The 24393-nt window shown below is 59.0% G+C and carries 21 protein-coding genes and 1 pseudogene; 17 read left to right on the top strand and 5 right to left on the bottom strand.

The features are described 5' to 3' along the window. Positions 1-68: 68 nt before the first annotated feature. The 4 genes from ACSQ3E_RS23510 (at position 69) to ACSQ3E_RS23495 (ending at position 4249) form a co-directional block, all read left to right on the top strand. Positions 69-1115 (top strand): hypothetical protein, encoded by a 1047-nt coding sequence (locus ACSQ3E_RS23510; protein WP_436124496.1) that lies wholly within the window; start codon positions 69-71, stop codon positions 1113-1115. 8 nt (positions 1116-1123) lie between these two features. Beyond that, complete coding sequence (locus ACSQ3E_RS23505; protein WP_436124495.1) at positions 1124-2860, top strand: P-loop NTPase fold protein; 1737 nt, start codon at positions 1124-1126, stop codon at positions 2858-2860. A 376-nt stretch (positions 2861-3236) separates the two neighbouring features. Further along, positions 3237-3536 (top strand): chemotaxis protein CheB, encoded by a 300-nt coding sequence (locus tag ACSQ3E_RS23500; RefSeq protein WP_436124528.1) that lies wholly within the window; start codon positions 3237-3239, stop codon positions 3534-3536. A gap of 59 nt (positions 3537-3595) precedes the next feature. After that, positions 3596-4249: a class I SAM-dependent methyltransferase gene (locus ACSQ3E_RS23495; RefSeq protein WP_436124494.1), complete on the top strand. Its 654-nt coding sequence runs from the start codon at positions 3596-3598 to the stop codon at positions 4247-4249. Positions 4250-4342: 93 nt separating this feature from the next. Here the strand turns inward: ACSQ3E_RS23495 and ACSQ3E_RS23490 are convergent, their stop codons facing one another. Both ACSQ3E_RS23490 and ACSQ3E_RS23485 read right to left on the bottom strand, forming a co-directional pair. Continuing rightward, a complete protein-coding gene (locus tag ACSQ3E_RS23490; protein ID WP_436124493.1) occupies positions 4343-5599 on the bottom strand; it encodes a class I SAM-dependent methyltransferase in 1257 nt (418 codons plus the stop codon). Positions 5600-5772: 173 nt separating this feature from the next. Beyond that, positions 5773-6726 carry a class I SAM-dependent methyltransferase gene (locus ACSQ3E_RS23485; RefSeq protein ID WP_310329585.1) on the bottom strand — a complete coding sequence of 318 codons (954 nt, stop codon included), beginning with the start codon at positions 6724-6726 and terminating at the stop codon, positions 5773-5775. Between the two features lie 183 nt (positions 6727-6909). Between ACSQ3E_RS23485 and ACSQ3E_RS23480 the strand changes: the two genes are divergently transcribed. After that, positions 6910-7908: a glycosyltransferase family 2 protein gene (locus ACSQ3E_RS23480; protein ID WP_192315310.1), complete on the top strand. Its 999-nt coding sequence runs from the start codon at positions 6910-6912 to the stop codon at positions 7906-7908. 136 nt (positions 7909-8044) lie between these two features. On the opposite strand, the pseudogene ACSQ3E_RS23475 reads toward ACSQ3E_RS23480, so the two are convergent. Both ACSQ3E_RS23475 and ACSQ3E_RS23470 read right to left on the bottom strand, forming a co-directional pair. Beyond that, a pseudogene (locus ACSQ3E_RS23475) lies at positions 8045-8610 on the bottom strand (aldo/keto reductase); the annotation flags it as partial. 654 nt (positions 8611-9264) lie between these two features. Then, positions 9265-9957, bottom strand: coding sequence for a helix-turn-helix transcriptional regulator (locus ACSQ3E_RS23470; protein WP_436124492.1), 693 nt, complete (start codon positions 9955-9957; stop codon positions 9265-9267). Between the two features lie 238 nt (positions 9958-10195). Between ACSQ3E_RS23470 and ACSQ3E_RS23465 the strand changes: the two genes are divergently transcribed. The 6 genes from ACSQ3E_RS23465 (at position 10196) to traA (ending at position 18688) form a co-directional block, all read left to right on the top strand. Further along, positions 10196-11338, top strand: a complete 1143-nt coding sequence (locus ACSQ3E_RS23465; RefSeq protein WP_436124491.1) for an ABC transporter ATP-binding protein — start codon at positions 10196-10198, stop codon at positions 11336-11338. Next, on the top strand, positions 11319-12482 hold the full coding sequence (locus ACSQ3E_RS23460) for an ABC transporter substrate-binding protein (protein WP_436124490.1): 1164 nt from the start codon (positions 11319-11321) through the stop codon (positions 12480-12482). The genes ACSQ3E_RS23465 and ACSQ3E_RS23460 overlap by 20 nt, the downstream gene beginning before the upstream one ends. A 75-nt stretch (positions 12483-12557) precedes the next feature. After that, positions 12558-13421 carry an ABC transporter permease gene (locus tag ACSQ3E_RS23455; RefSeq protein WP_436124489.1) on the top strand — a complete coding sequence of 288 codons (864 nt, stop codon included), beginning with the start codon at positions 12558-12560 and terminating at the stop codon, positions 13419-13421. Then, the gene (locus tag ACSQ3E_RS23450) at positions 13421-14233 is read left to right on the top strand and encodes an ABC transporter permease (protein ID WP_436124488.1); all 813 of its coding nucleotides are present in this window, start codon (positions 13421-13423) and stop codon (positions 14231-14233) included. The genes ACSQ3E_RS23455 and ACSQ3E_RS23450 overlap by 1 nt, the downstream gene beginning before the upstream one ends. Before the next feature lie 10 nt (positions 14234-14243). Next, positions 14244-15005, top strand: a complete 762-nt coding sequence (locus ACSQ3E_RS23445; protein ID WP_436124487.1) for an SDR family NAD(P)-dependent oxidoreductase — start codon at positions 14244-14246, stop codon at positions 15003-15005. Positions 15006-15385: 380 nt separating this feature from the next. Continuing rightward, positions 15386-18688, top strand: a complete 3303-nt coding sequence (gene traA, locus ACSQ3E_RS23440; protein WP_436124486.1) for a Ti-type conjugative transfer relaxase TraA — start codon at positions 15386-15388, stop codon at positions 18686-18688. A 214-nt stretch (positions 18689-18902) separates the two neighbouring features. Here traA and ACSQ3E_RS23435 read toward each other — a convergent pair whose 3' ends face one another. Then, positions 18903-19139 (bottom strand): helix-turn-helix domain-containing protein, encoded by a 237-nt coding sequence (locus ACSQ3E_RS23435; protein ID WP_436124527.1) that lies wholly within the window; start codon positions 19137-19139, stop codon positions 18903-18905. A gap of 238 nt (positions 19140-19377) precedes the next feature. On the opposite strand from ACSQ3E_RS23435, the gene ACSQ3E_RS23430 reads away from it, so the two are divergent. The 6 genes from ACSQ3E_RS23430 to ACSQ3E_RS23405 all read left to right on the top strand — a co-directional run bounded on the left by ACSQ3E_RS23430 (position 19378) and on the right by ACSQ3E_RS23405 (position 24154). Continuing rightward, on the top strand, positions 19378-19983 hold the full coding sequence (locus tag ACSQ3E_RS23430; protein WP_436124485.1) for a hypothetical protein: 606 nt from the start codon (positions 19378-19380) through the stop codon (positions 19981-19983). Between the two features lie 108 nt (positions 19984-20091). Continuing rightward, complete coding sequence (gene ehuB / locus ACSQ3E_RS23425) at positions 20092-20985, top strand: ectoine/hydroxyectoine ABC transporter substrate-binding protein EhuB (protein WP_436124484.1); 894 nt, start codon at positions 20092-20094, stop codon at positions 20983-20985. Next, positions 20982-21641 carry an amino acid ABC transporter permease gene (locus ACSQ3E_RS23420; RefSeq protein ID WP_436124483.1) on the top strand — a complete coding sequence of 220 codons (660 nt, stop codon included), beginning with the start codon at positions 20982-20984 and terminating at the stop codon, positions 21639-21641. Before ehuB ends, ACSQ3E_RS23420 begins: the two co-directional genes overlap by 4 nt. Then, on the top strand, positions 21631-22290 hold the full coding sequence (locus ACSQ3E_RS23415) for an amino acid ABC transporter permease (protein WP_436124482.1): 660 nt from the start codon (positions 21631-21633) through the stop codon (positions 22288-22290). The genes ACSQ3E_RS23420 and ACSQ3E_RS23415 overlap by 11 nt, the downstream gene beginning before the upstream one ends. An 89-nt stretch (positions 22291-22379) precedes the next feature. After that, a complete protein-coding gene (locus ACSQ3E_RS23410) occupies positions 22380-23129 on the top strand; it encodes an amino acid ABC transporter ATP-binding protein (RefSeq protein ID WP_436124481.1) in 750 nt (249 codons plus the stop codon). A 17-nt stretch (positions 23130-23146) separates the two neighbouring features. After that, the gene (locus tag ACSQ3E_RS23405; protein WP_436124480.1) at positions 23147-24154 is read left to right on the top strand and encodes a succinylglutamate desuccinylase/aspartoacylase family protein; all 1008 of its coding nucleotides are present in this window, start codon (positions 23147-23149) and stop codon (positions 24152-24154) included. Positions 24155-24393 lie beyond the last annotated feature (239 nt).

The following is a 24393-nucleotide window of genomic DNA, read 5'->3' as shown; positions in this document are numbered from 1 at the left end:
AAAAACAAGCATCAAAGAATAGCGGGCGGGCGGGCGCAATACTATATTTGGGGTGGGCAGGGGACGAGATGGACGACAAACCGCCGATTTGGGGTTCGTTTTTCAAGGCGCTTGGCGTTGAGCCGAGGCCCGACAACGAAATCGTCGGTGACAGTGGACTGACTCACCAGGTCCAGGCCATCGGCGTGGATGACGCTACCAGCCGCGTCGTCATCATATCGGCAGAGTACAACCCCCGCATCGCCGCGCTCATGCGCGTGGACGTTCAGGCGACAATGCCCAGCGCAAAAGTGCTGGTCGCAAGGCCTTTGGCCATCGATATCGCGCACACGACGCGGAGCCTTTTTACCACCAAGTCTGGCTCACTTGACTTGATGAAGGTGCTCGAACTCGCAAACATCTTGGGGGCGGGGCAAATGGCTCAGCCGAAGCTTGAGGCGCGCTATGGCGACGAGTTCAAGCGCCTTATGGCGGGCGTAGGGCGGAGCAACCTTCCCATCAGGTCGCACTTCCTCAATCTCGTTGAGCAAGTCGCCAACATCAACTGGAGCAAGGTCAAGGAAGCCGGATTCACCGAAGCGTCGTCGCTGGCTTTTGAGGTCGTCGAGCAGGTGGCAAAATCAGACAATCTGGCCGGGGACAGAAAACACGGCGTGTGCCCAGTTCCCACCTATGAGCTGACCGAGAAGGATTGGGACCTTTTCGGCAGCGGGCGGCATATCGACGAGGTGCAGGAGCGGCTCAAAGCGCTCAACATCTACCAGTACTTTTATCCCCCGGCAGACAGCGTGGCTTTGGGCCTTATCGACCGCGACGTGGGCACCGAGGCTGAAATCAAAAAGGGGTTCGACATTGCAGAGAAAGGTGGCCACGTTCTCTCTAAGAACGAGCTGCTGCCCGAAGCGAAAGACCTTTCCGAATTGCTGGAGGCGCTTAAGGTACAAGGCTACGTCGCGGAGGGCGAGTATTCTTACGAGGCCACCGAAGAAGGTCGAACGGTAAGAAAGTCGGTCAAGGTCAGGCCGCGTGAGAGCTTCCTTACGAAAATCATCAACCGCATCAATCTGAACGCTTCGATATCGCCGAAAGACTTCATCCCACCGGGCACGGTTTGAGGGACGCCATGTCAGTCGAACAGGTCACGTCGCAGATAGATAGGTTCCTCAAATCACCCGACCCAGAAGTTCTGTGTATACGTGGCCATTGGGGTACCGGGAAAACCTACATTTGGCAGACGGCCGCCAAAGCTTTGCGGGAAGGCAAGGATAAGGTCGCCCTCGACCAGTATGCCTACGTGTCGCTGTTCGGCGTCAATTCCATCAATCAACTCCGCTCGCAGATTCTCCAGAACACGCTGCCGAGGGCGCAGATTGGTGAATTGGTCACCAGCGATACATTGAGGAGCAAGCTCAACTCCCTCGAAAGCGGTGTAAAACGCGGCTTTCTGGGGATGGTTGGACTTGCTGGCGACGGCATGTTTGAAGCTGTCGTTTCTGGCCTGTCCGTCATGGTCAGCAAGCAGATTATCTGCTTCGACGACCTAGAGAGAAAAGGCCCCGATCTGCGTACCGGGGACTTTCTCGGCTACGTCAACTTCTTGGCGCAGGAGCGCAAGTGCAAGGTCGTTATCCTCCTAAACGAAGAAGCCCTCCAGGATGCCGATCTGTCCGAGTTCAGCGACTATCTGGAGAAGGTGGTCGACGTAAGCCTGAAGTTCGCACCCACGCCAATGCAGACAGTGGATATCGCTCTGGAGGGCGCCGAGGGTAGCCCGGAACTGAAGACGATGATCCGGGACCGCTGTGTTCATCTTGGCATCGACAACATCAGGGTTGTCTGGAAGCTGCTACGGTACGCTCGAGAAATCGAGCCGATGTTGAAGGGCTACAAGCCAGCCGTGCTCAACAGCGTGGTTTCGACCATCGTTTTGATGGGCTGGGCTCACCTCCAGCCCAAGTTCGCGCCAACGAAGCTGTTTCTGACGACAAGGCAGAATTTCTATGCCGACATAGTCGGCAATCGGGACGGCAAATATTCCGCCAAGGAGATCGAGTGGATGCAGCTCGTCCGAAACTACGGCTACATGCACACTGACGATTTCGACATTGCTCTCCTAAGGGGAATAGAGGACGGCTACTTTAATTCGGACATCGTCAAGCAACACGCCACCGAGCTGCATCAGCGGGCCGAGGCTGACGAGGCAGCACTCCGGCTACGGCGGGCTTGGCGGAATATGTACGACGACTTTTCGGCAGATGCCGACAAAAGCTTGGCGGAGTTTAGCGATTGCATTCGCTCAAACGGCAGGTTCTACGAACTCCACAACGTCATTCCGATCATCAACATGTTCCGTGATCTGAATCGGAACGACGAGGGTGACAAATTATTGGATGCCTACCTCCCGATGCGCAAAGGCATTAAAGATGCCTACAGCCTCACGGACACCGGTCTGTTTGGAAATAAGATAGACGCGGATGTGGCGGAAAAGATTCGGGGCTTCGAGAAAGACGCCAAGCCCGTATTTCCATCAGACGAGCTTTTCTTGCTACTCGCTGACGACGGGTATGATCGCGACATCACCCAGCAACTGTCACAGGTTCCCGTTGAGGATTACGTCCGAGTTCTGGAAACGACGACCGGCGAAGAGCTGGGCATCGTTCGCAGGGCTCTTACCCAGTACAATCAGCTTTCTAACCCCACACCTGCCATACAGAAAATCATCCGAAAAACGGGCGTAGCGCTGACGCGCATCGGCGAGGGGAGCGAACTTAGACGGTACAAGGTGCGGGGCTGGGGCATAACTGAGAAGATTGCCCAGCTCGACGCAGCCGCTGCGCAGGATGCGAAAAACGCTGGCTAACTACCCTCGCTTATTCGACCCTCCACGCCCAAAACCGGACGGTCTGAGAACGGCCCCCGAGTGGCCACTTACCTATTGTCTCGGGGAGTCGAACCGTCCTACGTGCAGTCTCTTACTAGCTCGGTTGCCCCGCCATATCGACCAACCCGTGGGCAAATCCACCACCGGATCGGTCCGCGGTCTCGACGATCGCGCCACGGTTGCTTGCTCCTCACCGCATTTTACGAGATGTACACGCTCTTCATCGGCGCCTTGTGCAATTCCCAACCCGATGGTTTCCAACTGAGGGCGGCTCTGGGACCTAGTAGACGGGAAAGGATTGTTGTTCGATGAACCGAAACGATGAAAAGCCGACGCGCCTCAACCTTATTGTCGGATTGGCGCCTCAGCGGGCGGCCTTCAAGCTTTCCTGGCATTCTTAGCTCACTTGCCGCAGGACAGCGGGTTGGCATTTGTTCTGGTACCGCACCTATCTCCTGATCATGTGCGCCTGCTGACGGACCCGCAGCACGCCCCTCCCAGTGGTCAAAGCACAACACGGCATGCGGGTCGAGCCCAACCGAGTTTATGTGATCATCCCGTCCTACCTCGGGAAACTCGAGCGACGCCGAGGCATCGCCCCCTAGTCGCATCCCAAGTATTGGTTCTAAACTCGGTGCATCGAGTCTCGTATTGAAGAATGTCCTGTCCCAGAATAGCTATGTGGCAGATCATGTGAATAAGTGGATTACAAAGATGGGCGACGGACATCTGCATCGTTGGTTCCTGAACAATGGCGACAAAATCGCCCACAAATGGCTGCATTATTTCGACATTTACGAGCGCCATTTGCGGCGGTTCCGTGGCCAGGACGCAGTAGTTCTTGAAATTGGCGTAGGCAGCGGTGGCTCTCTTCAAATGTGGAGAGATTATTTCGGGCCACGAACTACGATAATAGGACTAGACATAGATCCCCAGTGTAAGCAACACGAAGCAGAAGGGATTGAAATTGTTATTGGCAGCCAAGCTGATACAGCAATCCTCGATGAAATTATGAGACGCCACCCAAAGATCAATATCGTCCTAGATGACGGAAGCCACGTCATGAGCGATATGATTGCGACATTTGAGCATTTATATCCGCGCATCGATGTAGATGGATTGTACTTGGTCGAAGATCTGCACACTTGTTACTGGGAAGAATACGGCGGCGGCCTGCGACGGCAGGGCAGCTTCATCGAATTGATAAAAGAGCGTATCGACGACATCAACGCGATGCATGCGCGCGGGGCTATGCCGGTTAGCGAGTTCACGCGCTCCACTGACTCTATGGCTATCTATGATAGCGTCGTCGTGTTTGAGAAAAGACGCCAAGGCAGGCGTCAAGCAATCATGACGGGTGGATTGTAGGCCATAGCGCGGTCTAAGCCTGCTCAAGATAGTGCGCCGTCGACTTTGGGATTGGCCGGCAAGCCGCAACTCCCGGCGGCCAGACCAAATTGGTCAGAGCACCTGGAACTCAGCGCCAAGGTCGTCGCGCAACGCCGTCACCGCCTGTTGCAGGTCTTCCGGTACGGGCGGTTGGAGAGTGTGCTGGAAATCGACAAAACTGGCCAACAGTGCGAGGGAACCAAGATTGTTCCCCAAATACTTTAGCGCGAGCGCTTCGTGGTAAACAGCCCGCCAGATCAGGTCTGACTCCACGACTGCGGTCGCCGGAGATAGTGCTATCTTCGTACGACACAGGCGAAACGCCGAACGAAAGAAGCCTGCAGCGCCAACGTAGTCGCCAATATGGATCAACAGCATCATGCCTCGATAGTATGTAGAGGCGGCAATGCAGAGCGGCCAGCGAGTGGCAAAGTCATCTAGCGTCGCTACGTCGCCAAGGGAGGGGTCCGCAACCGCCAGAATGGGTGCAAACACTCTTTCAGCGAGCGCGTAGTCTCCGGAATCCATGGCGCCCCGGAAAAGACGGTAACGTAGCCCAATTTCGAGCGAAGAACCGGCGCGCGCTTTTCCGAGCGCTTCTTGTAAATACCGGTGGACAAGCATTGCAAGATGATCAGGCGAACGCTCGTGAAATTTCAGCGGCGACCTTGACGCATAAATCAGCATGCTTGGTGCGCTTTTGTCTATCTGGACGTATGGAAGACCGCCTTCGTTGAGTGCCTTTACTAATGCTTCGGCGCTGAAGATGATGGTGTGCGCTCCTGGTGACAACAGCGCCAGCAACGAACTCGGGTCGGTACGATTGTGGATACGCTCCGCATCTGGTGTCGTCAGGATAAGGACGCCGTCTTCAGTGAGATAGGACTTGAGGATGGTAATGAATTCATGTGGGTCGTGTACATGCTCGATAACTTCGGAGCAGTGCACAATATCGAACAGTTGTTCCTGGTTTAGGTTTGGAGCTGCAAAATCATTGATGATATCTAGGTCTAATTGTTCTCGGCCCAATTCCCCATAGCGCGATGGTTCGAACCCTTTTACTTTCCATCCCAGCATGCCTCGAACAGCGTCTAGACCAAATCCATAGCCGCATCCGATATCCAACAGTTTGCCCGGGCGGCCGTCGTCAGGTATGACTCTCAAGATGTTCTTGGCAATGAGATCAATCGCGGCGTTGAACTCGACATAATCGCGGATACTGAGTTCGGTAGATGTATGCTGAGTGTAATCGATCTTGGGGTAGGGGTGGTAAACTAGAGACCTGCACGCATCGCAACGATAAAGATTAAGCGTCGAATTCGCGTCCAATGTCGGCTGCGTATTCCTTGTTATGAGCACGCATGACTTGTTATCGGAGCTTCTGCAAACTGGGCAGATAAATGAAGCTTGTCGGCTTTGGTGCTCGCAAAAATTGACAATGTTGGCACTCAAAAAGTTAGTCCCTCGCGAAGCAATGTCGGTGAACGAGGCCGGCAAGTCGCTCAAGCCTGCTTATGAGATGGATAGGCTTTGCTTTGACTCAGTGATTCATCCCGCTGGAGGGGCCATGCGACCGTGCCGTCCGGCAAATCAATCGTCTTTCGAGCCAATATCCATGACGATGCCATTCCGTTGTGGAGAGGGAACTCAAGCATTGGGCCAACCCGCTTTGATGGGTGAATGAACATCCTGACGGGATCGGCCATTCCTACCTCGATCACTTCAAAGCCCATCGCCGGTGAGAAGAGCACCTTGAGACCTTCACTGGACATCCGCCAGAAGTCGTTGGGCGTCTCGTGGATCGGGAACGAGTGCGGTACCGCGTGCAACGTCAGCCCACCGAGCTTGAGCACCTTGTTGATTTGTGCCGCGAGCAGCCAGGGGCAGGCCAAGTGTTCGATTACCGCCTCTGAGAAGACACCATCAATGGTTCCGGGAGCAATCGAATCGCTTAGAAAATGAGCATCTTCAATGATATCAACACCGGGAGCCTCGTGAATGTCCAAACCGACGAATTTGCATTCTGGTGCAAATTTACCTGCGTTCAAAGTTGACGATGGACCTACGACCCGAGCACCGATTTCGAGTACCGTGCCGCCAATCCTCTTCATTTCTGATGCGAACGCGTCGATAGGGTACTCACCATCGGTAGAACATGCGTTGATGGGGTGCTCTGGACTCAGCTCAGTAACGTCGAACTCTACGGTGCCGTCGATTGTCTCGATTTCGAGTGTTACCGGTCGAAACGGGCTGCAAGGGAGATAGATGGCGAATCCGCAGAGGCTAGAGGCGAGCGTGGGGAAAAACGGCTGCAAATCCGGTCGATCGAAGAGTGTGTCCGCAGTAGCGCGGTGTGCCCCGCTTCTAATATGGATCGCCGTGGGGGCCTGGCCATAGGCGTGGGCCCAGCCTTTAACAAATACACCGTGCGCATCGCACCAAAGTGCGTCGATCATATGGACCGCCTGCGTGGCAGGGGTCGAGCTAAGAGCGTTCATCAACCACCCACGAGATCGTTATTGTTACGAATGCTCGCATGTGGCCGAATGCGGTATCAGTTGTCGAGACCGTGTACGCAGATTTGCAGTGCTTGATAGTCGTTTGCCACTATTATAAAGGATCCCCGGTCGGGGGGGCTCATGCCAGTCATTACAGTTGCGGCGGTAATCCCACTATTTAATGGCGCGGCCTTCATCCGTGAAGCACTGGAAAGCGTCTTCGCTCAATCCGAGCCACCAAACGAAATCATTGTCGTGGATGACGGCTCTACAGACAATGGTGCCGCGATCGTTGAGGAACTAGCCAAAACTCATCCAGTGGTGGTCCTGCTGCGCAAAGCAAATGGAGGGCAATCGTCCGCTCGCAACCTTGCAATTCAGAACTGCCAGAGCAGCCATATTGCACTTCTGGACCAAGACGATGCTTGGTATCCTGAGCACCTTGCGATCCTCAAGCGGCCGTTTGAGAGGGCATCTCCTACGGATCGGCTTGCGCTGGTGTATGGGAATCTTGACCACGTCGATGTGACTGGGCAGATGGTTGCCCACAGTTGCCTGGATATTTTTTCAACTAAACATCCCAGAACGACACTGGAACAGTGTATTGGGCAGGACATGTTTATCCTACCCGGTGCTTCACTTATCGATCGAAAGGTTATCCTTGAAGCGGGGCGTTTTGACGAGCAGCTGTCGGGATATGAGGACGACGACCTCTTTCTCAGGATTTTCCGAAGAGGCTACCGAAGCACTTACATTGATCAACCAGTGACAAGGTGGCGTATTCACAGCTCCTCTACGTCGTACAGCATGAAAATGGCCGTCTCTCGAATGATTTATTATCGCAAGCTAAAAGGGATGTTTCCGAACGAACCTCGCCTGCATACGCACTGGCTTAGGGATCTTATTGCGCCTAGATTCTTCCGCTCAACCATACAAGACTTCATTGGCGGCTCTCGCTTAGGAGATGTGCCGCGCATGGAGCGCACTTGGGCTGACATCCAAGAGATCGCATCGGAACTTCCTCGCCGCCCTCGAAAGCGAATTCGCCGAGTCGCTCCAATCATCAACCTAACTTATCGCGGACGCTTCACAAATATCGCTCGGCTCTTGCTGAGATATGCAGCATCCCGTCGGAAGTGAGGTAGGCCGGACCTTTTGCTCCGGTTACCGCGCGGTTACGCTGTAAGCAATTAGCTGCAGTTCTTCACAGTTCGCCGCAGTCGGGATGACTGAGGCGTAGTGCGCCTGAGTGCGGCGGGCGCTTCGGCTCGTGCCCAAGCTCGGCCTCCGGGCCGCGCCAAAACAGCGAATACTCGCTCTGCACGGCCGTGACCGGCTGCACTGCATGGGCGCGCCGGATCATCGCGAAGCTCGCCTCCGAGAGGCCGAAATGCTTGACCTTGCCTGCCGCGACGAGATCCTTCACCGCTCCGGCGACGTCCTCGATGGGCACAGCGGGGTCGACGCGGTGCTGGTAGAGCAGATCGATGCGGTCGGTCCGCAGCCGCTTCAGCACCCCCTCGACCGCCTGCTTGATGCGCGCCGGTTGGCTGACCAGTCCCGAGCGGCGTTCGCCGGTCTCCAGATCGACGTCCCAGCCGAACTTCGAGGTGATCACCACCTGGTCGCGAAAGGGCTCGATCGCTTCGCCCAGAATGCGCTCGCACTCGTGCGGGCCCTAGGCTTCGGCGCAGTCGAAGAAGGTGAGCCGCGCTCGTGCGCCGTGCGGATGATGTTGAGCATCTCGGGCCGAGGCGGAATGATGGTCTGATACGTCCGGGGCATGTTCTGGACGCCGATGCCGCCCGCGACACCGAGGAGGCGCCTGCGGCTCATCTTCATTCTGCTGTCGGCGGTCATGTCTTCCTCCCTTCCAGGTCTGGTGGTCGCCGCACCGCGATGCCCTGGGGGGCGACGGTGCAGGATCAATAGATGGAAGATAGTGCGTGCCGAACTCTGCGATAACGCGCTATGATCGGCATGTGGTGTTTAGGTGACCTAACGAATGAGCATGGACTTCAACAATCTGGCCGCCTTTGCCGCCGTATGGACCTGCCAGCCGACAAGTGAAGCCGCACAGGCGGCGAGCACGGTCACTGCCATGGGATAGGCGTATCGTCTCATATGTAGAGCTCTCTGCGGATGTCGTCCGGCCAGTTATCGGCGAGCGTTGTCTGCCAGAGAGATAGACCCTTACGCATTCTGCGATTAGGCGCCGATATCTGTATGCATCTGTAAGTTCAGCTAAAAAATAGGTGATCGTGACCGATAATCAAACGCTCGTTGGATGGTCCAGGATAAGCGGTTATGACCGTACTTCGCCGCCAACCTGCACTCGAATGTCAGCTGTCGCGGTGTGCAGGACAGAAGCAGACAGTACGCAGACGGCCCCCGAGTTGACCTTCATCAGCTCATTTCGCTTCCCGATGGCCGACATTCGCGGAAGGTGGCACTGATGGCCCAGTTTCACTCATGACAGCTTAGCAGCACAACATTTCAACGCCGGCTTTCGATAATTTCGATGAAGCGGGCGAAGAGTTCGGCTTGGGACTTGATGCCGAGTTTTTGATGAATGTTGCGTCGGTGGACCTTCACCGTCCCTGGTGCGACGCCAAGCGAACGCGCGATGGACTCGGTCGAGTGTCCTTGCAGCACCATGTCGACGACATGAACCTCGCGTGGGGTCAGCGCCAAGCTTTCCCAGATATGGGTTCGATCGAACTCGTTGACCGGCGGTGGTGCGTTCTTGGGAGCCAGCGTGTTTTCGGCTTCAGGCAATTCACGCCAGCGCTGACGGCACAACTCGATGACCAGAGGCGCCATGTCGCGCAAGAGCCTGGCGTCGGCGGTTCCGAAAGGACCTGACGCCTTGAGCCGCATCAGCGATAGAACCACTGCATCCTTGCCGGGCAGCGGTACGAAGAAGCCGACTTCTTCGGCGAGCCTGGTCTGGCTGTAATAGGAGCGGAAATATTCGCTGGCATAGAAGCGATCAGGAGCCAATTCCCGCATCCTCCAGAACCCTTCCTTGCGCTCTACTGCCGCGTGGTGGAACGGATCGAGCAGGTAGGGCCCTTCCTGGTAGAGCGCGACGAAGACGTGGCTTTCGGCGGGTGAAAACGTCTCAAACAGCATTGGCGGGCGTGCAGCACCGCGATAGCCGAATACAACACAATGGTCGAAGCTCACATGCCGACGCAGCCAGGTGGTCAGCATTTCGCCAAATCGACAGCCACTGGTTTCGCGTATCGCTTCGATAGTCGCCGCCAGACCGCTGAAGTCGTCGCTGCGGGACGATCGTCTATTCAAGATAGGTACCCCTTCAAATGAATAAATTGAAGAGATATACCACCCCTGAGGTATATACTAGGTGCCAATCCATTGGTAGCGTTCGGTCATAGTGACGCCTTCCGGTGGAGATTGTCGATTGTCCACAGCGCCTGTTCCTGACATCGAGTTCCGTGGGGTCGCCAAGCGCTATGGTGCTGTAACCGCAGTCAGCGGCATCGATCTCGCCGTCCCGCCGGCCGCATTCGTCGCCCTGCTCGGGCCGTCGGGCTGCGGCAAGACCACCTGCCTGCGCATGATCGGCGGCTTCGAGCAACCGAGCGAGGGCCAGGTGCTCATCCGCGGCAAGGATATGGCCGGGACGCCGCCGTATCGGCGCCCGGTCAACATGGTGTTCCAACAATATGCGCTGTTCCCGCATCTCGATGTCGAGGACAATGTCTCCTACGGGCTGCGGCAGCTGCGACCTAGGCTTTCGGCGCGCGAGATCAGCCTCAAGGCCGGCGAGGCGCTGGCGATGGTCCAACTGGCCGGCTACGGCCGCCGCAAGGTCCATGAATTGTCGGGAGGACAACAGCAGCGCGTTGCGCTGGCCAGGGCGCTTGTCAACAAGCCGGCGGTGCTTTTGCTCGACGAGCCACTGGCAGCGCTCGACAAGAAGCTGCGGACCGACATGCAGATCGAGCTTCAAAACCTGCAACGTGAACTCGGCATCACTTTCGTACTGGTCACGCATGACCAGGAAGAGGCGCTGTCGATGAGCGACTTCGTCTGCGTCATGAATCGCGGCAGCATCGTCCAGGTCGGCCAGCCGAGCGAGATCTACAACGAGCCGGCCGATCTGTTTGTTGCCGATTTCGTGGGCAAGACCAATCTCCTTGCCGGCAAGGTAGAGGGGCGCTCGGGCGAACTGGTCGAGGTAAAGCTTGCCGACGGTTCGGTGATTTCCGCGCGCAGCCGGAATGGTGTGTCCAGCGGTGAGACAGTGTCCCTCAGCCTTCGACCCGAAGCGTTGCGCCTTGGTGCGCCGGGGCAGGGGGCGTTTCAGGGCATTGTACGCAATCGCATATTCCTTGGCTCTACGGCGGAATACGCCATTGAGGTGCCGGCAGTTGGCACGCTGCTAGCCACCGCCGACCACCAGCTCAATCACGGCAATCTTTTCAAGCCGGGCGAACCCGTCGCCATCGGCTTCGCTCCGGGAGCGCCGCTGGCGTTTTCGAGGGTCAAAGAAAACGGGGAAAAACAGAGGGAAACGAGAAATGTCGAAATCATATCGTGACGGCCTGCCGATCACCTCGGAAGAATTTGTCAATCAGCTCATGCGCCTCAAGCGCGGCTCCATCGGCCGCCGTGATTTCCTCGGCTTGACCGGCCTCGGCATCGCCACCGCCGTGCTTGGGCGGGAACTTGGCCTTTCGCCGACACCAGCACGCGCTGCCGAGAGCCTCGGCGACCGCATGTCGATCGCCACATGGCCAAACTATCATGACCCTGCAACCTTCGAGAATTTCACTAAGGACACGGGTGTCGCCGTCCAGGTGAACGTGTTCGGGTCGAACGAGGAGATGCTGGCCAAGCTTCAGGCCGGCGGCTCGGGCTGGAGCCTTTACGTGCCGACCAACTACACGATCTCGACCTACAAGAAGCTCGACATTATCGAACCGCTTGATATGGCCAAGCTCGGCAATTTCGACGCCAAGTCGGAAGACGCACGCTTCACTTCCGAGGGCGCCATCGACGGCGTCGTCTACGCCGTGCCGAAGAATTGGGGCACCACCGGCTTTGCCGTCAACACCAAGAAGCTGACGAAGCCGATGACCACCTGGAAGGACTTCTGGGACGTGGCCATGGCCGAGGGCGACGGACGCACAATGGTTCACGACTACCAGCTCACCACCATTGGCAACGCGCTCAAATATTTCGGCTTCTCGTTCAACTCGCTCAAATCAGACGAACTCGCCAAGGCCGAGGAACTGCTGATCAAGGCCAAGCCGCATCTCTTTGCCGTATCGAGCGACTACCAGCCGCCGATGCGGGCAGGCGACGCCTGGATGACCATGTGCTGGACAAATGACGGTGCCCAGCTCAACCGCGACATTCCCGACATCGCCTATGTGCTTGGCAAGGAGGGGGGCGAGATCTGGACCGACTTCTACGCCATCCCAAAGGATGCGCCGAACAAGCCGGCTGGCTATGCCCTGCTCAACTACCTCATGAACCCGCAAGTCGCGGTAAAGGAGCATCTCGCCAACGGGGCGCCCTCGACCGATGCACGGGTCAATGCGCTGCTGCCCAAGGAAGTGCTCGACAACCCAATCCTCTATCCGGCGGCGGATTTGCTCAGCCCGCTCGAATTTGGTGCGGCGGCAACGCTTACCGATCCGAACCGCGCCGAACTGATGGCCCGCTTCAAATCGGCCTGAACCAGGCCGATCAACGCCAACATCACCGACGGGTGCGCGTCAGGCGCGCCCGTCAGCCCCTTGGGACATATCCGCATGCACGGTAGCGCCTTTCGCCACAAACTGCTGACGGCCCTGCTGCTCGCGCCCGCGGCGGCGTGGCTGGTTGTTTTCCTTGTCCTGCCATTTGTTGCCATCGTCGTGTTCAGCGTCGGCGAGCGTGCACCGGAGGGCGGCTACCAGGCGGCATTCACCATGGCGCAATATGCCAACCTGCCTGCCCGCGCCACCGCCTTCTGGAACACCCTGATCCTGGCCCCGGCTGGTGCCTTCGCCTGCCTGCTCGTCGCCTATCCGGTTGCCTATTACCTGGCCCTTCGAGCGCCGGAACGCTGGCGCCTGATCTTGCTTGCACTCATCGTCATCCCGTTCTGGACCAGCCTTTTGATGCGCACTTACGCGTGGATGTACATCCTCGGCGGGCGCGGCATTCCGGCCCTGCTGTCCTACATCGGCATCGAGGACCTGCGCCTCATCAACACGCCTGGTGCCGTGCTGCTCGGCATCGTTTACGGCTATCTGCCGCTGATGATCCTGCCGATCTATGTCAGCCTCGAGAGGCTCGACCGGCGGTTGCTGGAAGCTTCCGCTGACCTCGGTGCAAAACCTGTATCGACCTTCTTCGGCGTCACGCTCAGGCTCTCCCTGCCAGGCGTGATGACCGGCTTGTCACTCGTGATGATCCTGCTGCTTGGCGAATACCTCATTCCGAGCCTTCTCGGCGGCGGCAAGGTATTCTTCATCGGCAACGCACTGGTCGACCTCTTCCTGCAATCGCGCAACTGGCCCTTCGGATCGGCCATCGCGGTCACGCTGGTACTTGTCTCGGTGGTCGTCCTCATCATCGCCAATCGCGTTTCGACCCGTTTTTCGGGTGCCCGCCAGGTGGACCTGATCTGATGCGTGCCTTCATAATCGCCGTTTTTGCCTTCCTCTATTTGCCGATCGCGCTGGTGGTGCTGTTCTCGTTCAACGCTGGCCGTCATGCCAGCGAACTCACCGGCTTCTCGATGCAATGGTACGGCAAAGCGCTGGCCAATCCGTTCCTTGTCGAAGCGCTGAAGAACAGCCTGTTCATTGCCACCACCAGTGCCTTCCTGGCCGCGGTCTTCGGCACGACGGCGGCCCTCGGGCTCGCCCGAGTGGGCATCAGGACGCGCACCGTCTTTGACGCACTTCTTGGGGCGGCAATCGTCGTGCCTGGGGTGGTGATCGGCATCTCGACGCTGGTCGCGCTGGTTCAACTGTTTGCCGTGGTCAATCCATTCCTGACCTCGATCTGGCCGGGCAGCACCCCGCCACGTCTTGCGCTCGGCTACGGCTCGATCATCGCCGCGCACGGCCTGTTCTCCATGGCGCTGGTGTCGATGATCGTGCGTACACGGCTTGGTAGCCTCGACCGCAATCTGGTCGAAGCATCAAGCGATCTCTACGCGACACCGTTGACGACCTTCCGCTCGATCGTGCTGCCGCAGATCATGCCGGCCATTCTCGCGGGTTTCCTGCTCGCCTTCACTTTCTCCTTCGATGATTTCATCATCGCCTTCTTCGTCGCCGGCGCACAGACGACGTTGCCGATCTACGTTTTCGCTTCGATCCGTCGCGGCGTGACACCTGAAATCAATGCCATCGCCACCATCGTGCTCTGCGCCTCCGTGCTCATGGTGGTGTTCGCACAGCTTCTGCTGCGCAAGACAAATCCCTCCCACTGAAAGGCCCGTCATGCTGCTCAAGGATCGTATCGCCATCGTCACGGGCGCGGGCTCCGGCATCGGCCGCGCCGGTGCATTGATGATGGGCAGGGAAGGGGCGGTGGTGATCATCGCCGACCGGGATGCTGCGGCTGGCGAGGCTGCGGCTGGTGCCGTCAGGGCTGCCGGCGGGCAGGCAGAGGCGATGACCACTGATGTGGCCGACGATGCCCAGATCGAGCGGCTGATCGGCATGACGCTCGAGAAGTACCGGCGCATCGACATCCTGCACAACCATGCCGGCATCCAGGTTGGCGGAACACTGACAGAGGTCGGCAGCGAGGGCATGGACGCCTCGTGGCGCATCAACGTGCGCGCCCATTTCTTGGCCGCAAAGTTCGCCATGCCGGCGATGATCGAACAAGGGAGTGGCGTGATCGTCAACACCGCCTCCAACTCTGGAGTTTTCTATGATCGCGAGATGATAGCCTATGCCACGTCCAAGCACGCGGTGGTGGCGATGACCCGGCAGATGTCGATCGACTATGCCAAGTACAATGTCCGCGTGAACGCGCTGTGCCCGGGCTGGGTCGACACGCCGTTCAACGATCCCTTCATCGCCCAGATGGGCGGTCGAGAAGCCATCGAGGCCTACATCAAGACGAAAATCCCCATGCAGCGCTGGGCACGCGCCGAGGAGATCGCCGAGGCCATCCTGTTCCTCGTCTCAGACCGCTCGTCGTTCATGACCGGCCAGGCGCTGGTCATCGACGGCGGCGAGTGCATCGCGTGAACTGACCTTCCACCTGATTTCTTCGAATGCTGCTGGTTCGGTATGGGCGTTCACTGCCTCTAGTCTTAGTTCTGCGGGATCGACCCTTGTCGCCGAGACGCTGTGTCCTGATCGACCCAGCGGGCGGGCGATTTCTGCTCGCCTCTTCCCTTGTGAGCGAAACGTCAGACAAGGATCGACGGGGAGGGTGCTATGCACATCCCCGTTTATTGTGCAGTCGGCTGTGCCGACGCTCTGGAAGATGATCCCGCCGTTCCGAAGGAGTGCCCAAGGGCGCAATTATACGTCGCTGACGCGACGCCTTGCTCAACGGCCTGCCCAGCCTGCCGCTCCTGACGAACGCACGAGTGTCCGTTCGCTGTCCAGGAGCAATCTCCGCCGTGGCTGTCCCGCACTTCTCCGTCAGCATCGTCAGCCGTGGTGACGGCCGCAGCGCGGTGCTGTCGGCCGCCTATCGGCATTGCGCGAAGATGGAGTACGAACGCGAAGCGCGCTCGGTCGATTACTCACGCAAGCAGGGACTGCTCCATGAGGCGTTTTTGGTGCCTGCCGATGCACCGCAATGGCTGCGCAGCCTGATCGCCGACTGCTCGGTGGCAGGGGCTTCGGAAGCCTTCTGGAACAAGGTCGAAGCTTTCGAGAAACGCTCCGATGCCCAGCTTGCCAAGGACATCACCATCGCCTTGCCGCTGGAGCTGTCAGCCGAGCAGAACATCGCTCTCGTCCGTGATTTTGTCGAACGACACATCCTCGCCAGGGGCATGGTTGCGGACTGGGTCTATCATGACGTGCCCGGCAATCCGCATGTCCATCTGATGATGACACTGCGGCCGCTGACCGAGGATGGGTTCGGGCCCAAGAAGGTTGCTGTCATAGGCGACAATGGCGAGGTGCTGCGCACCAAGGCCGGTAAGATCGTCTATGAGCTGTGGGCCGGCGGGATGGGCGACTTCACGGCCCTTCGTAATGCCTGGTTCGAGACGCAGAACCAGCACCTGGCGCTTGGCGGGATCGACCTGCGTGTCGATGGCCGTTCTTATGCCGAGCGCGGCATCGATCTCGTCCCAACCACCCATATCGGCGTTGGCGCCAAGGCGATCCAACGCAAGTCAGCGCGTGAAGGCAACGAGCCGTCGCTCGAGCGGATCGAGCTGCTCGAGGCGAGGCGCCGGGAGAATGCGAGCCGGATCGTGAAGCGACCCGAGATCGTGCTCGACATCGTCTCTTCGGAACGAAGCGTCTTCGATGAACGCGACATCGCAAAGATCCTGCATCGTTATGTCGATGATGCGGTCACGTTCCAGCAGCTGATGGTGCGCGTTCTGCAGAGCCCGGAGGCACTGCGTATCGAGCGCGACGGTGTTGACCTTGCGACGGGAGCCAAGGTCCGGTCCCGCTACACGACGCGTGAGCTGATCCGCATCGAAGCGAAGATGGCAAAGCAATCGCTGTGGTTGTCACAACGCACATCACATGGCGTTCAGGAGAAGGTGCTGGACAGCGTGCTTTCGCGTCATTCGCAGCTGTCGCAGGAGCAGCGTGCCGCCATCGAGCATGTGGTGGATGAGGCGCGGATCGCTGCTGTCGTTGGCCGTGCCGGTGCGGGCAAGACCACGATGATGAAGGCAGCACGCGAGGCGTGGGAACTGGCCGGTTATCGTGTTGTCGGTGCAGCCCTTGCCGGCAAGGCAGCGGAGGGCCTCGAGAAGGAAGCAGGCATAATCAGCCGCACGCTTTCGTCGTGGGAGCTGCGCTGGAAACAGGGCAGGGACATGCTCGACAAAAGCACTGTGTTTGTTCTCGACGAGGCCGGCATGGTCGCCTCAAAGCAGATGGCACTTGTCGTTGAAGCAGCAACTCTGGCAGGCGCAAAGCTTGTGCTGGTTGGTGACCCCGAACAACTGCAGCCGATTGAAGCAGGGGCTGCGTTTCGGGCGATTGTCGACCGCATCGGCTATGCCGAACTCGAGACCATTTACCGCCAGCGTGAAGAATGGATGCGAGCCGCTTCTCTCGACCTGGCGCGTGGCCGGGTCGCACAGGCGCTCGGGGCTTATGGTGAGCACGGCAGAGTGCGCGGGTCAGAGCTCAAGGCGCAGGCGATCGCCAGCCTGATCGCCGACTGGAACAGAGACTACGATGCGACAAAGACCACACTCATCCTTGCCCATCTTCGGCGCGACGTGCGTGAGCTCAACAGGCTGGCGCGTGAGAAGCTCGTCGAGCGCGGGATCGTCGGTGCGGGACATGCCTTCCGAACCGAAGACGGCCTTCGTCAGTTCGACGCTGGTGACCAGATCGTCTTCCTCAGGAACGAGACTTCGCTTGGGGTGAAGAACGGCATGATCGGGCGTGTCGTCGAAGCGGCACCCAACAGGATCGTTGCGGTCATCGGCGAGGGTGAGCATCGGGCGCTGATCACAGTCGAGCAGCGCTTCTACCCCAACATCGATCATGGTTATGCGACCACGATCCACAAGTCGCAAGGTGCAACCGTCGACCGGGTCAAGGTGCTGGCTTCGCTGTCGCTGGATCGGCACCTGACCTATGTCGCAATGACCCGACACCGGGAGGATGTGGCGCTCTATTACGGACGCCGCTCCTTTGCCAAAGTGGGCGGGCTCGATGAGGTTCTGTCACGAACGAATGCCAAGCAAACCACGCTCGACTATGAACGTGGCACACTCTACCGGCAGGCCCTGCGTTTTGCCGAGAACCGCGGGCTGCACATATCGCGTGTTGCGCGCACCCTGGTCCGCGATCGGCTCGACTGGATGCTGCGCCAGAAGGAGCGGCTTGCCGATCTGGCGCAACGCTTCCGTGTCCACGGCGAGCGCCTTGGCCTGTTGCAACGTCCGTCAACGCAAATCCACAACAAGGTCGAACCGATGGTCGCCGGTGTCACGCTGTTTGCCAGATCGCTGGGCGATGTCGTCGAAGACAAGCTTCTCGCCGATCAGGCCCTGGCCAGGCAGTGGGAGGAGATGTCGACACGCCTTCGCTATGTCTTCGCCGATCCCGAGGCCGCCTTCCGGGCGATGGACTTCAATGCGCTTCTGACTGACCCGACGGCCGCGCGACAGACGCTCGATCGGCTGGTCAGCGAGCCGGCATCGCTCGGAGCATTGAAAGGGCGGACGGGTCTTCTCGCATCGAAAGCTGACAAGGAGGTGCGCCGTGTTGCCGAGGTCAACGTGCCGGCGCTGAAGCGCGACATCGAACGATACCTCAAGCAGCGCCAGGTGGCTGCCGAAAGGGTCGGCACCCAGGAGCAGGCATATCGGCACCGCGTCTCGATCGACATCCCGGCGCTGTCGCTGGCTGCGCGGTCGGTGCTCGACAGGGTCCGCGAGGCGATCGACCGCAACGATCTTCCAGCAGCCCTCGCTCATATCCTCGCCAACCGCGATGTGAAGCTGGAGATCGACGGCTTCAACCGTGCCATAGCCGAACGTTTCGGCGAGCGGACCTTGCTCGTCAGCGCAGCGCGAGAACCATCGGGCACTTTCTTCGACACGGCCGCGGAGGGGCTTCGAGCTGGCGAGCGCGAGAAGCTGCGTCAGGCCTGGCCAGTGATGCGCGCGGCCCAGCAGCTCGATGCCCATGAGCGGACAACGCAGACATTGAAGCAGGTCGAGCAGTTACGACTGGCGCAGCGGCAAGGCATGGGATTGAAGCAATGAAGCGCGGGTGCAGTCAGCGTTCTGGGAACGGTATGCTCTGAGCGCCCTCAATACCTCCGCTTTGCGAGTCGTGACTTGGTAAATTGACGCTTACTCTGTCGACCTTCAAAGGACGTACGGTTCTCTACCAGTAAATTTACCCATGCAGCAATTTGAGCGGATGAACCGTGATGCACGCACCGCGGCAAATTCAACTCACTTCAAGCAGCCAGTATCAATCTTCGCTGGCTGGTCTTGCGAAGCGCACGCCGGCTCCACCACCGTTCTCAGGAATAAACTCGATTCCATTCGCTTCAAACGCTGCACAGATTGCTCGTAAAGTTGAAGGATGAGCGGATTTTCCGCTTTCGATACGAGTGATCGTTGCAGCGGTGACTTGAGCATTGCCAGCCAAGTCTCTCACACCCCACTTTAGTGCGGCGCGCGCCATTCTAATTTGCTCCGCTGTTATCAAATTATATCCTTGACATAATTTTATAGGTAATCAAAATACCTTACTACAACGCAGCCGTGCAGGATGGGCAAACATCCCGCACGGCCTGACCAAACCCAAGCTGGTTGGAGCTCGGATCATGGCTGATTCCGACAATACCACAGCTTTGCCTTTCGTCACCCAAGGGGGACGAAGGAAGAGCTGTGCTGTGGATGACGATACGAGAGGTGGTAGCGCTGGGGGTGCTGCTACCCCCATGGAGCGCTTCGCCGCGCGTTTGCTTGCGCCCATCGACCCATGCGTGGTTCTGCTGCAGGAATGGGAGCAGGCACACCACATGGCGGTGGTTTTGTGCCGGCTTCAGCAGCGCCTTGAGATACGGATCAGGAACGCCCTGGCTTCTTCCGAAACCGGTGATGGACCTGAGAACGACCAGCAGAGTACACCGCAAGCATCGGTGCTGACCGATCGTCAGGCCCGTTGGGACGAGCTCGACCAGGAGATCGGCTACTCGCGGGCTCGTGCCGCCGAGGCGCAGGCCGTTGAGGCCGAAGAAGAGATCCTCGACGCGGTTGCAGACACTCCCGCGCAGTCACTCGCCGGGATAATCGCCAAACTGACGATCATTGCCGGCGGTGGCGAGAACATGGACGACACATCGGCATTCCCCTGGCCGCAAATTCAGTCGGTGCTGGCGGACCTCCAGGTATTGGGCGACCGCGGCGCAGAAGTGCTGTCGCGACCGGAGGACGGTCGGCACCACGCCGGCGGCAATCGCGGTCTGGACGCTGCGACCAATGGGCTTCGCCCGCCCATGTCAGACGGCAGCAGAGCCATCAAAAGCCATCCACGGCAAAGCTGAACCCACTGCGGGACCGCGGGAGGCGAGACTGCGATGCCACGCGGCCACGCATCAGCGCGTCTGCATCGGCGGTCGGGCAGGCACCTTTTACAACAATGGGAGAGAGAAATGACCTTCAGAAGTCCTGTACGCCTGCGGCTTGCCCTCATGTGGTGCGCATTGATTGCGCTGATCTTCGTCATGCCAGGTGGTCCGGCCTTGGCCGAGACGACGAAGGAGCGTGTCCTGCGCGAAGGCAAGATCGTCATCGGAATCCACAACCGGACGCCATGGGGTTTTCGCGATGAAGCCACGGGCGAGGCAAAGGGATGGCATCCGGACCTGCTGAGGGCTGCCTTTTCCGAACTTGGCGTCAAGGAGATCGATATCAGGGTCACCGAGTTCGGGGCGCTGATCCCGGGTCTGCTGGCTGGCCGCTTCGATGCTGTTGCATCAGGTCTTTCCATCACCCCGGAGCGCTGTCGGCAGGTCGCCTTCGGTGCACCCGATCTGAAGGTGCGTGACGCAGCCATCGTGCTCGCTGGCAATCCAAAACAGATCCACGGTTTCGAGGATATCGTCAGCCAGAAGGTCATCATGGGTGCCGGCCGCGGCAGCGTGTCGGTCCGGAATGCGACTGCCGCCGGCGTGCCGGAAAGCAACATGCTGCTGTTTCCCGACATCGAGGCGAACATCTCGGCCCTGCGCTCGGGCCGCATCGATGTGACGGTACTGTCGTCTCCTACCGCAGTCGGGCTGTTTTCCAGCGGCAAGCTCAAGGGCCTGGAGAGTGCCAAACCCTTCGTGACGACAGACGAACAGGCCACATATGCCGCTGTCGCCTTCCGCAGCGAGGACCAGGATCTGCGGGCACTCTGGGACGAACGGCTTGTTGCCCTGACCAAGGACGGCACGGTCACCAAGGTCATGGCCAGATATGGCTTTGGCGAGACCGAGATCGTGCCCGATACCGTCACCGTCGAGAAGCTCTGTGGTGCTGGCACGGCTGGTGCCGGCAAATGAGCATCCTCGAGATCTGGCTCGGCATCCTTCAGGGATTTCGCGTCACCGCTCTGGTGACGCTCTATGGCCTTGTCTTTGCCATTCCCTTTGGCCTCATCTTTGGCGTTGCCCAATACCTGACCACGGGGCCGGTACGGTTCGTCGTGACGTCGATCATCGAGTTCTGGCGCAGCTCCGCCGTCATCATCCTGCTCTTTGTGTTCTATTACGCGCTGCCCATCGCCGGACTGGCGCTGTCGGCGATGACAGTCAGCGCCATGGTGCTGGGGCTCAACATTGGTGGTTATGCCAGCCAGGCCGTGAGAGCCGGCCTGCAGGCGCTGGACAGTGGCCAGAAGGAAGCTGGCCACGCATTGGGACTGTCGCGGTCTACCATCCTGTTGCGCATTGAACTGCCCCAGGCACTGGTGGCGATGAGCCCGACCTTCATCAACCAGCTCATCCAGCTGGTGAAGGCGACATCGCTTGTCTCACTGGTCACGCTGACCGACATGACCTTCCGCGCCAAGGAGATCTCGCAGATCGAGTACGACCCCGTACCGATCTACACCTCGCTACTGCTCGCCTACTTCATCGTCTGCTATCCGGTGGCCCTGTTCGGGCGCTGGGTGGAACGACGCATCAACCCGGCAAGGGAGGCGCGTTGTGCAGTTTGATTTAGCCTTTGCCCTTTCGACCGCGCCAACCATTCTTGGCGCCATCGGCATGACGTTGCTGGTGGCGGCCGTCAGCTGCCTTGGCGCCTCGGCAATCGGTTTCGGCTTTGAGCTCGTCCGACGCTCTGGCGGCTGGGGCGGCCTGTTCGTCGGCTTCGTGATCGACTTCATCCGGGCAACGCCGGTGCTGGTCTGGCTCTACTGCCTGTATTTCATCTTGCCGTTCTACGGCATTCGCCTCGGCGCACTTGCCACAGGCATGATCGGGCTCAGCCTCTATTACAGCGGTTATCTCGCCGAGGTGTTCAAGGCTGGCATCGATGCCATTCCCAATGGCCAGGCGGAGGCCGCAAGGGCCCTAGGGCTCGGCAGGATGGATATGACCATCTTTGTCATCGCCCCGCAGATGTTGCGCAACATTGCTGCACCCATGGGCAACTACTTCGTCTCGATCCTGAAGGCGACACCTTATCTGGCCGTGCTTGCGGTGCCGGAGATGCTGGGCCGTGCCTTCGACATCGCATCCGACACCTACCGCTACGCCGAGCCGCTGACGGTCGCCGGCCTGATCTTCCTCGGCCTTGCACTCGTCATCTCGTTAGCCATCAAACGGCTCGAGATGCGACTGCTTGGGCCGACAGCCAGGTAGTCGAGCGACCGGTAACCCAGCAGCCGATCACTCCCTCACAAAACCAGACACTTAGCTCGCTGCCTTCAAGCGAACTGTAGAGAGACCCCATGACCCATTCAGACGACAAGCCTGCCGTCCAGATCGCTTCGCTCAACAAATGGTATGGCGCTTTCCATGTGTTGAAGGAGGTCGACCTTACCATCCCTAGCGGGTCCCGCGTCGTGATCTGCGGGCCCTCCGGTTCAGGCAAATCCACCCTGATCCGCTGCCTGAACGGGCTTGAAGCCTATCAGCAGGGAACAGTAACGCTTGAAACAACCCGGCTGGGCGATAATGCCAGGGAGACAGCACTCGCCCGCCGGCAGACCGGAATGGTGTTCCAGAGCTTCAACCTGTTTCCACATCTGACTGTATTGTCGAACTGCACGCTCGCCCTGCGCCGTGTGCTTGGCATGCCACGCAACGAAGCCGAGAGCCTGGCACGGCATTTCCTGGAAAAAGTCCGCATTCCCGAACAGGCCAACAAGTATCCCGCACAGCTCTCAGGCGGACAGCAGCAGCGTGTGGCGATCGCGCGTGCGCTCTGCATGAACCCGCGCCTGATGCTGTTTGACGAGCCGACCTCGGCACTCGATCCCGAAATGGTCAAGGAGGTGCTCGACGTCATGACCGGGCTGGCCTACGAAGGCATGACGATGATCTGCGTCACCCATGAGATGGGTTTTGCCCGCGAGGTTGCCGATCAGGTCGTGTTCATGGATCAGGGCAGCATTGTCGAACAGGCTTCGCCCGTGGCGTTCTTTTCGACACCCAACCATCCCCGCGCCCGGTCCTTCCTCAACACGCTGCTGCATTGATGAGGAGGGACGGACCGGTGGCAAACGACACACGCATCTGGACGGACGTTGATTTCGACAAAGACGGCAAGCAGATCACCTCTCTGCGGTTGCCGTTCTCGAGCGACCGTTCCGCCTATGGCACCATTCCCATCCCGATCGTCTGCATCAGGAATGGCACCGGGCCGACCGCACTCTTGATATCAGGCAATCATGGTGACGAGTATGAGGGCCAGGTGGCGCTCAGCAAGCTTGCCCGAAAGCTCGATGCGACCGAGCTCCGCGGCCGCATCATCATCCTTCCGGCATTGAACTATCCCGCCGTGGACGCAGGCAGGCGGGTGTCGCCGCTCGATCAGGGCAATCTCAACCGGATGTTTCCCGGCAACGCCAACGGCTCACCGACTGACATGATCGCCCACTACCTCACGGAGGTGCTTCTGCCTCTCGCAGACATCGTCATCGACCTGCACTCCGGCGGCACTTCGTTGGTCTACCTGCCTTGCTGCCTGATCCGCGTCGGCAAGACCGCAGCCGAGACAGCCCAGCTCATCGAACTCATGCATGTCTTTGGCACTCCCATCGGCTCGATCAGCGATGGTTCGGGCGGCGGTGGTGCCTCAACACTGTCAGCCACTGCCCAGGCGCTCGGCATTCCGGCCTTGACGACCGAACTCGGCGGCGGCGCGTCATTGTCACGTGCGGGCGAAACCCTTGCTCGAGACGGCGTGCTGCGTGTGCTGAAGCACATGGGCATCCTGCCTCGCGCCAGCGTCGAGCCGGCCTTTTCGACCCGAACCATGCGGGTCGACGGCAGGCAAGCCTTCACCTATGCGCCGGTCAGGGGGATCTTCGAGCCCGCAGTGGCGGTGGGAGACGAGGTTCAGGCGGGGGATCTCGCTGGCGTCATTCATCCGATCGCAGGGCCGTCTGAGCCTGTCAGATCGGTGCAGTTCGCACAGTCGGGCCTCGTCGCCTGCCAACGGGCTCCGGCACTTACCGAAACAGGAGATTGCCTGTTTAAGCTTGTGGTGGACGCAACATAAGGGCCCTGAAACACAGCTTAGCCTGCCGGCCGGTCGGGCCTTGTTGGCGCAGGCCGGCCTTCTGCAGCAGCTTCGGCGCTGCACTGAAACCCTGTCGTCGTCCGCTTTCTTTGCCGTCTGTGCGCACCTGCATGCTGCTGCGGCTACCGCCGTTCAGCAGCGCCTGAGTAGCCACAGCCGGAAACCTTGATCCGAGTCCATGAACGTCGAAAGCGTGGACATTCGTATTGACACAAATA

It is taken from the genome of Aminobacter sp. LjRoot7 (assembly GCF_964252895.1).
GTDB classification, from domain to species: domain Bacteria; phylum Pseudomonadota; class Alphaproteobacteria; order Rhizobiales; family Rhizobiaceae; genus Aminobacter; species Aminobacter aminovorans_B.
This window is presented reverse-complemented; position numbering and strand designations above follow the sequence as displayed.

Excerpts from the sequence above, each read along its gene's own strand:
- ACSQ3E_RS23455 (WP_436124489.1), top strand. The coding sequence starts at position 12,558 with ATGCACGGTAGCGCCTTTCGCCACAAACTGCTGACGGCCCTGCTGCTC.
- ACSQ3E_RS23445 (WP_436124487.1), top strand. The coding sequence starts at position 14,244 with ATGCTGCTCAAGGATCGTATCGCCATCGTCACGGGCGCGGGCTCCGGC.
- ACSQ3E_RS23430 (WP_436124485.1), top strand. The coding sequence starts at position 19,378 with ATGGAGCGCTTCGCCGCGCGTTTGCTTGCGCCCATCGACCCATGCGTG.
- ACSQ3E_RS23485 (WP_310329585.1), bottom strand. The coding sequence starts at position 6,726 with ATGATCGACGCACTTTGGTGCGATGCGCACGGTGTATTTGTTAAAGGC.
- ACSQ3E_RS23495 (WP_436124494.1), top strand. The coding sequence starts at position 3,596 with ATGGGCGACGGACATCTGCATCGTTGGTTCCTGAACAATGGCGACAAA.
- ACSQ3E_RS23420 (WP_436124483.1), top strand. The coding sequence starts at position 20,982 with ATGAGCATCCTCGAGATCTGGCTCGGCATCCTTCAGGGATTTCGCGTC.
- ACSQ3E_RS23510 (WP_436124496.1), top strand. The coding sequence starts at position 69 with ATGGACGACAAACCGCCGATTTGGGGTTCGTTTTTCAAGGCGCTTGGC.
- ACSQ3E_RS23450 (WP_436124488.1), top strand. The coding sequence starts at position 13,421 with ATGCGTGCCTTCATAATCGCCGTTTTTGCCTTCCTCTATTTGCCGATC.
- ACSQ3E_RS23480 (WP_192315310.1), top strand. The coding sequence starts at position 6,910 with ATGCCAGTCATTACAGTTGCGGCGGTAATCCCACTATTTAATGGCGCG.
- ACSQ3E_RS23410 (WP_436124481.1), top strand. The coding sequence starts at position 22,380 with ATGACCCATTCAGACGACAAGCCTGCCGTCCAGATCGCTTCGCTCAAC.
- ACSQ3E_RS23505 (WP_436124495.1), top strand. The coding sequence starts at position 1,124 with ATGTCAGTCGAACAGGTCACGTCGCAGATAGATAGGTTCCTCAAATCA.
- ACSQ3E_RS23460 (WP_436124490.1), top strand. The coding sequence starts at position 11,319 with ATGTCGAAATCATATCGTGACGGCCTGCCGATCACCTCGGAAGAATTT.
- ehuB (WP_436124484.1), top strand. The coding sequence starts at position 20,092 with ATGACCTTCAGAAGTCCTGTACGCCTGCGGCTTGCCCTCATGTGGTGC.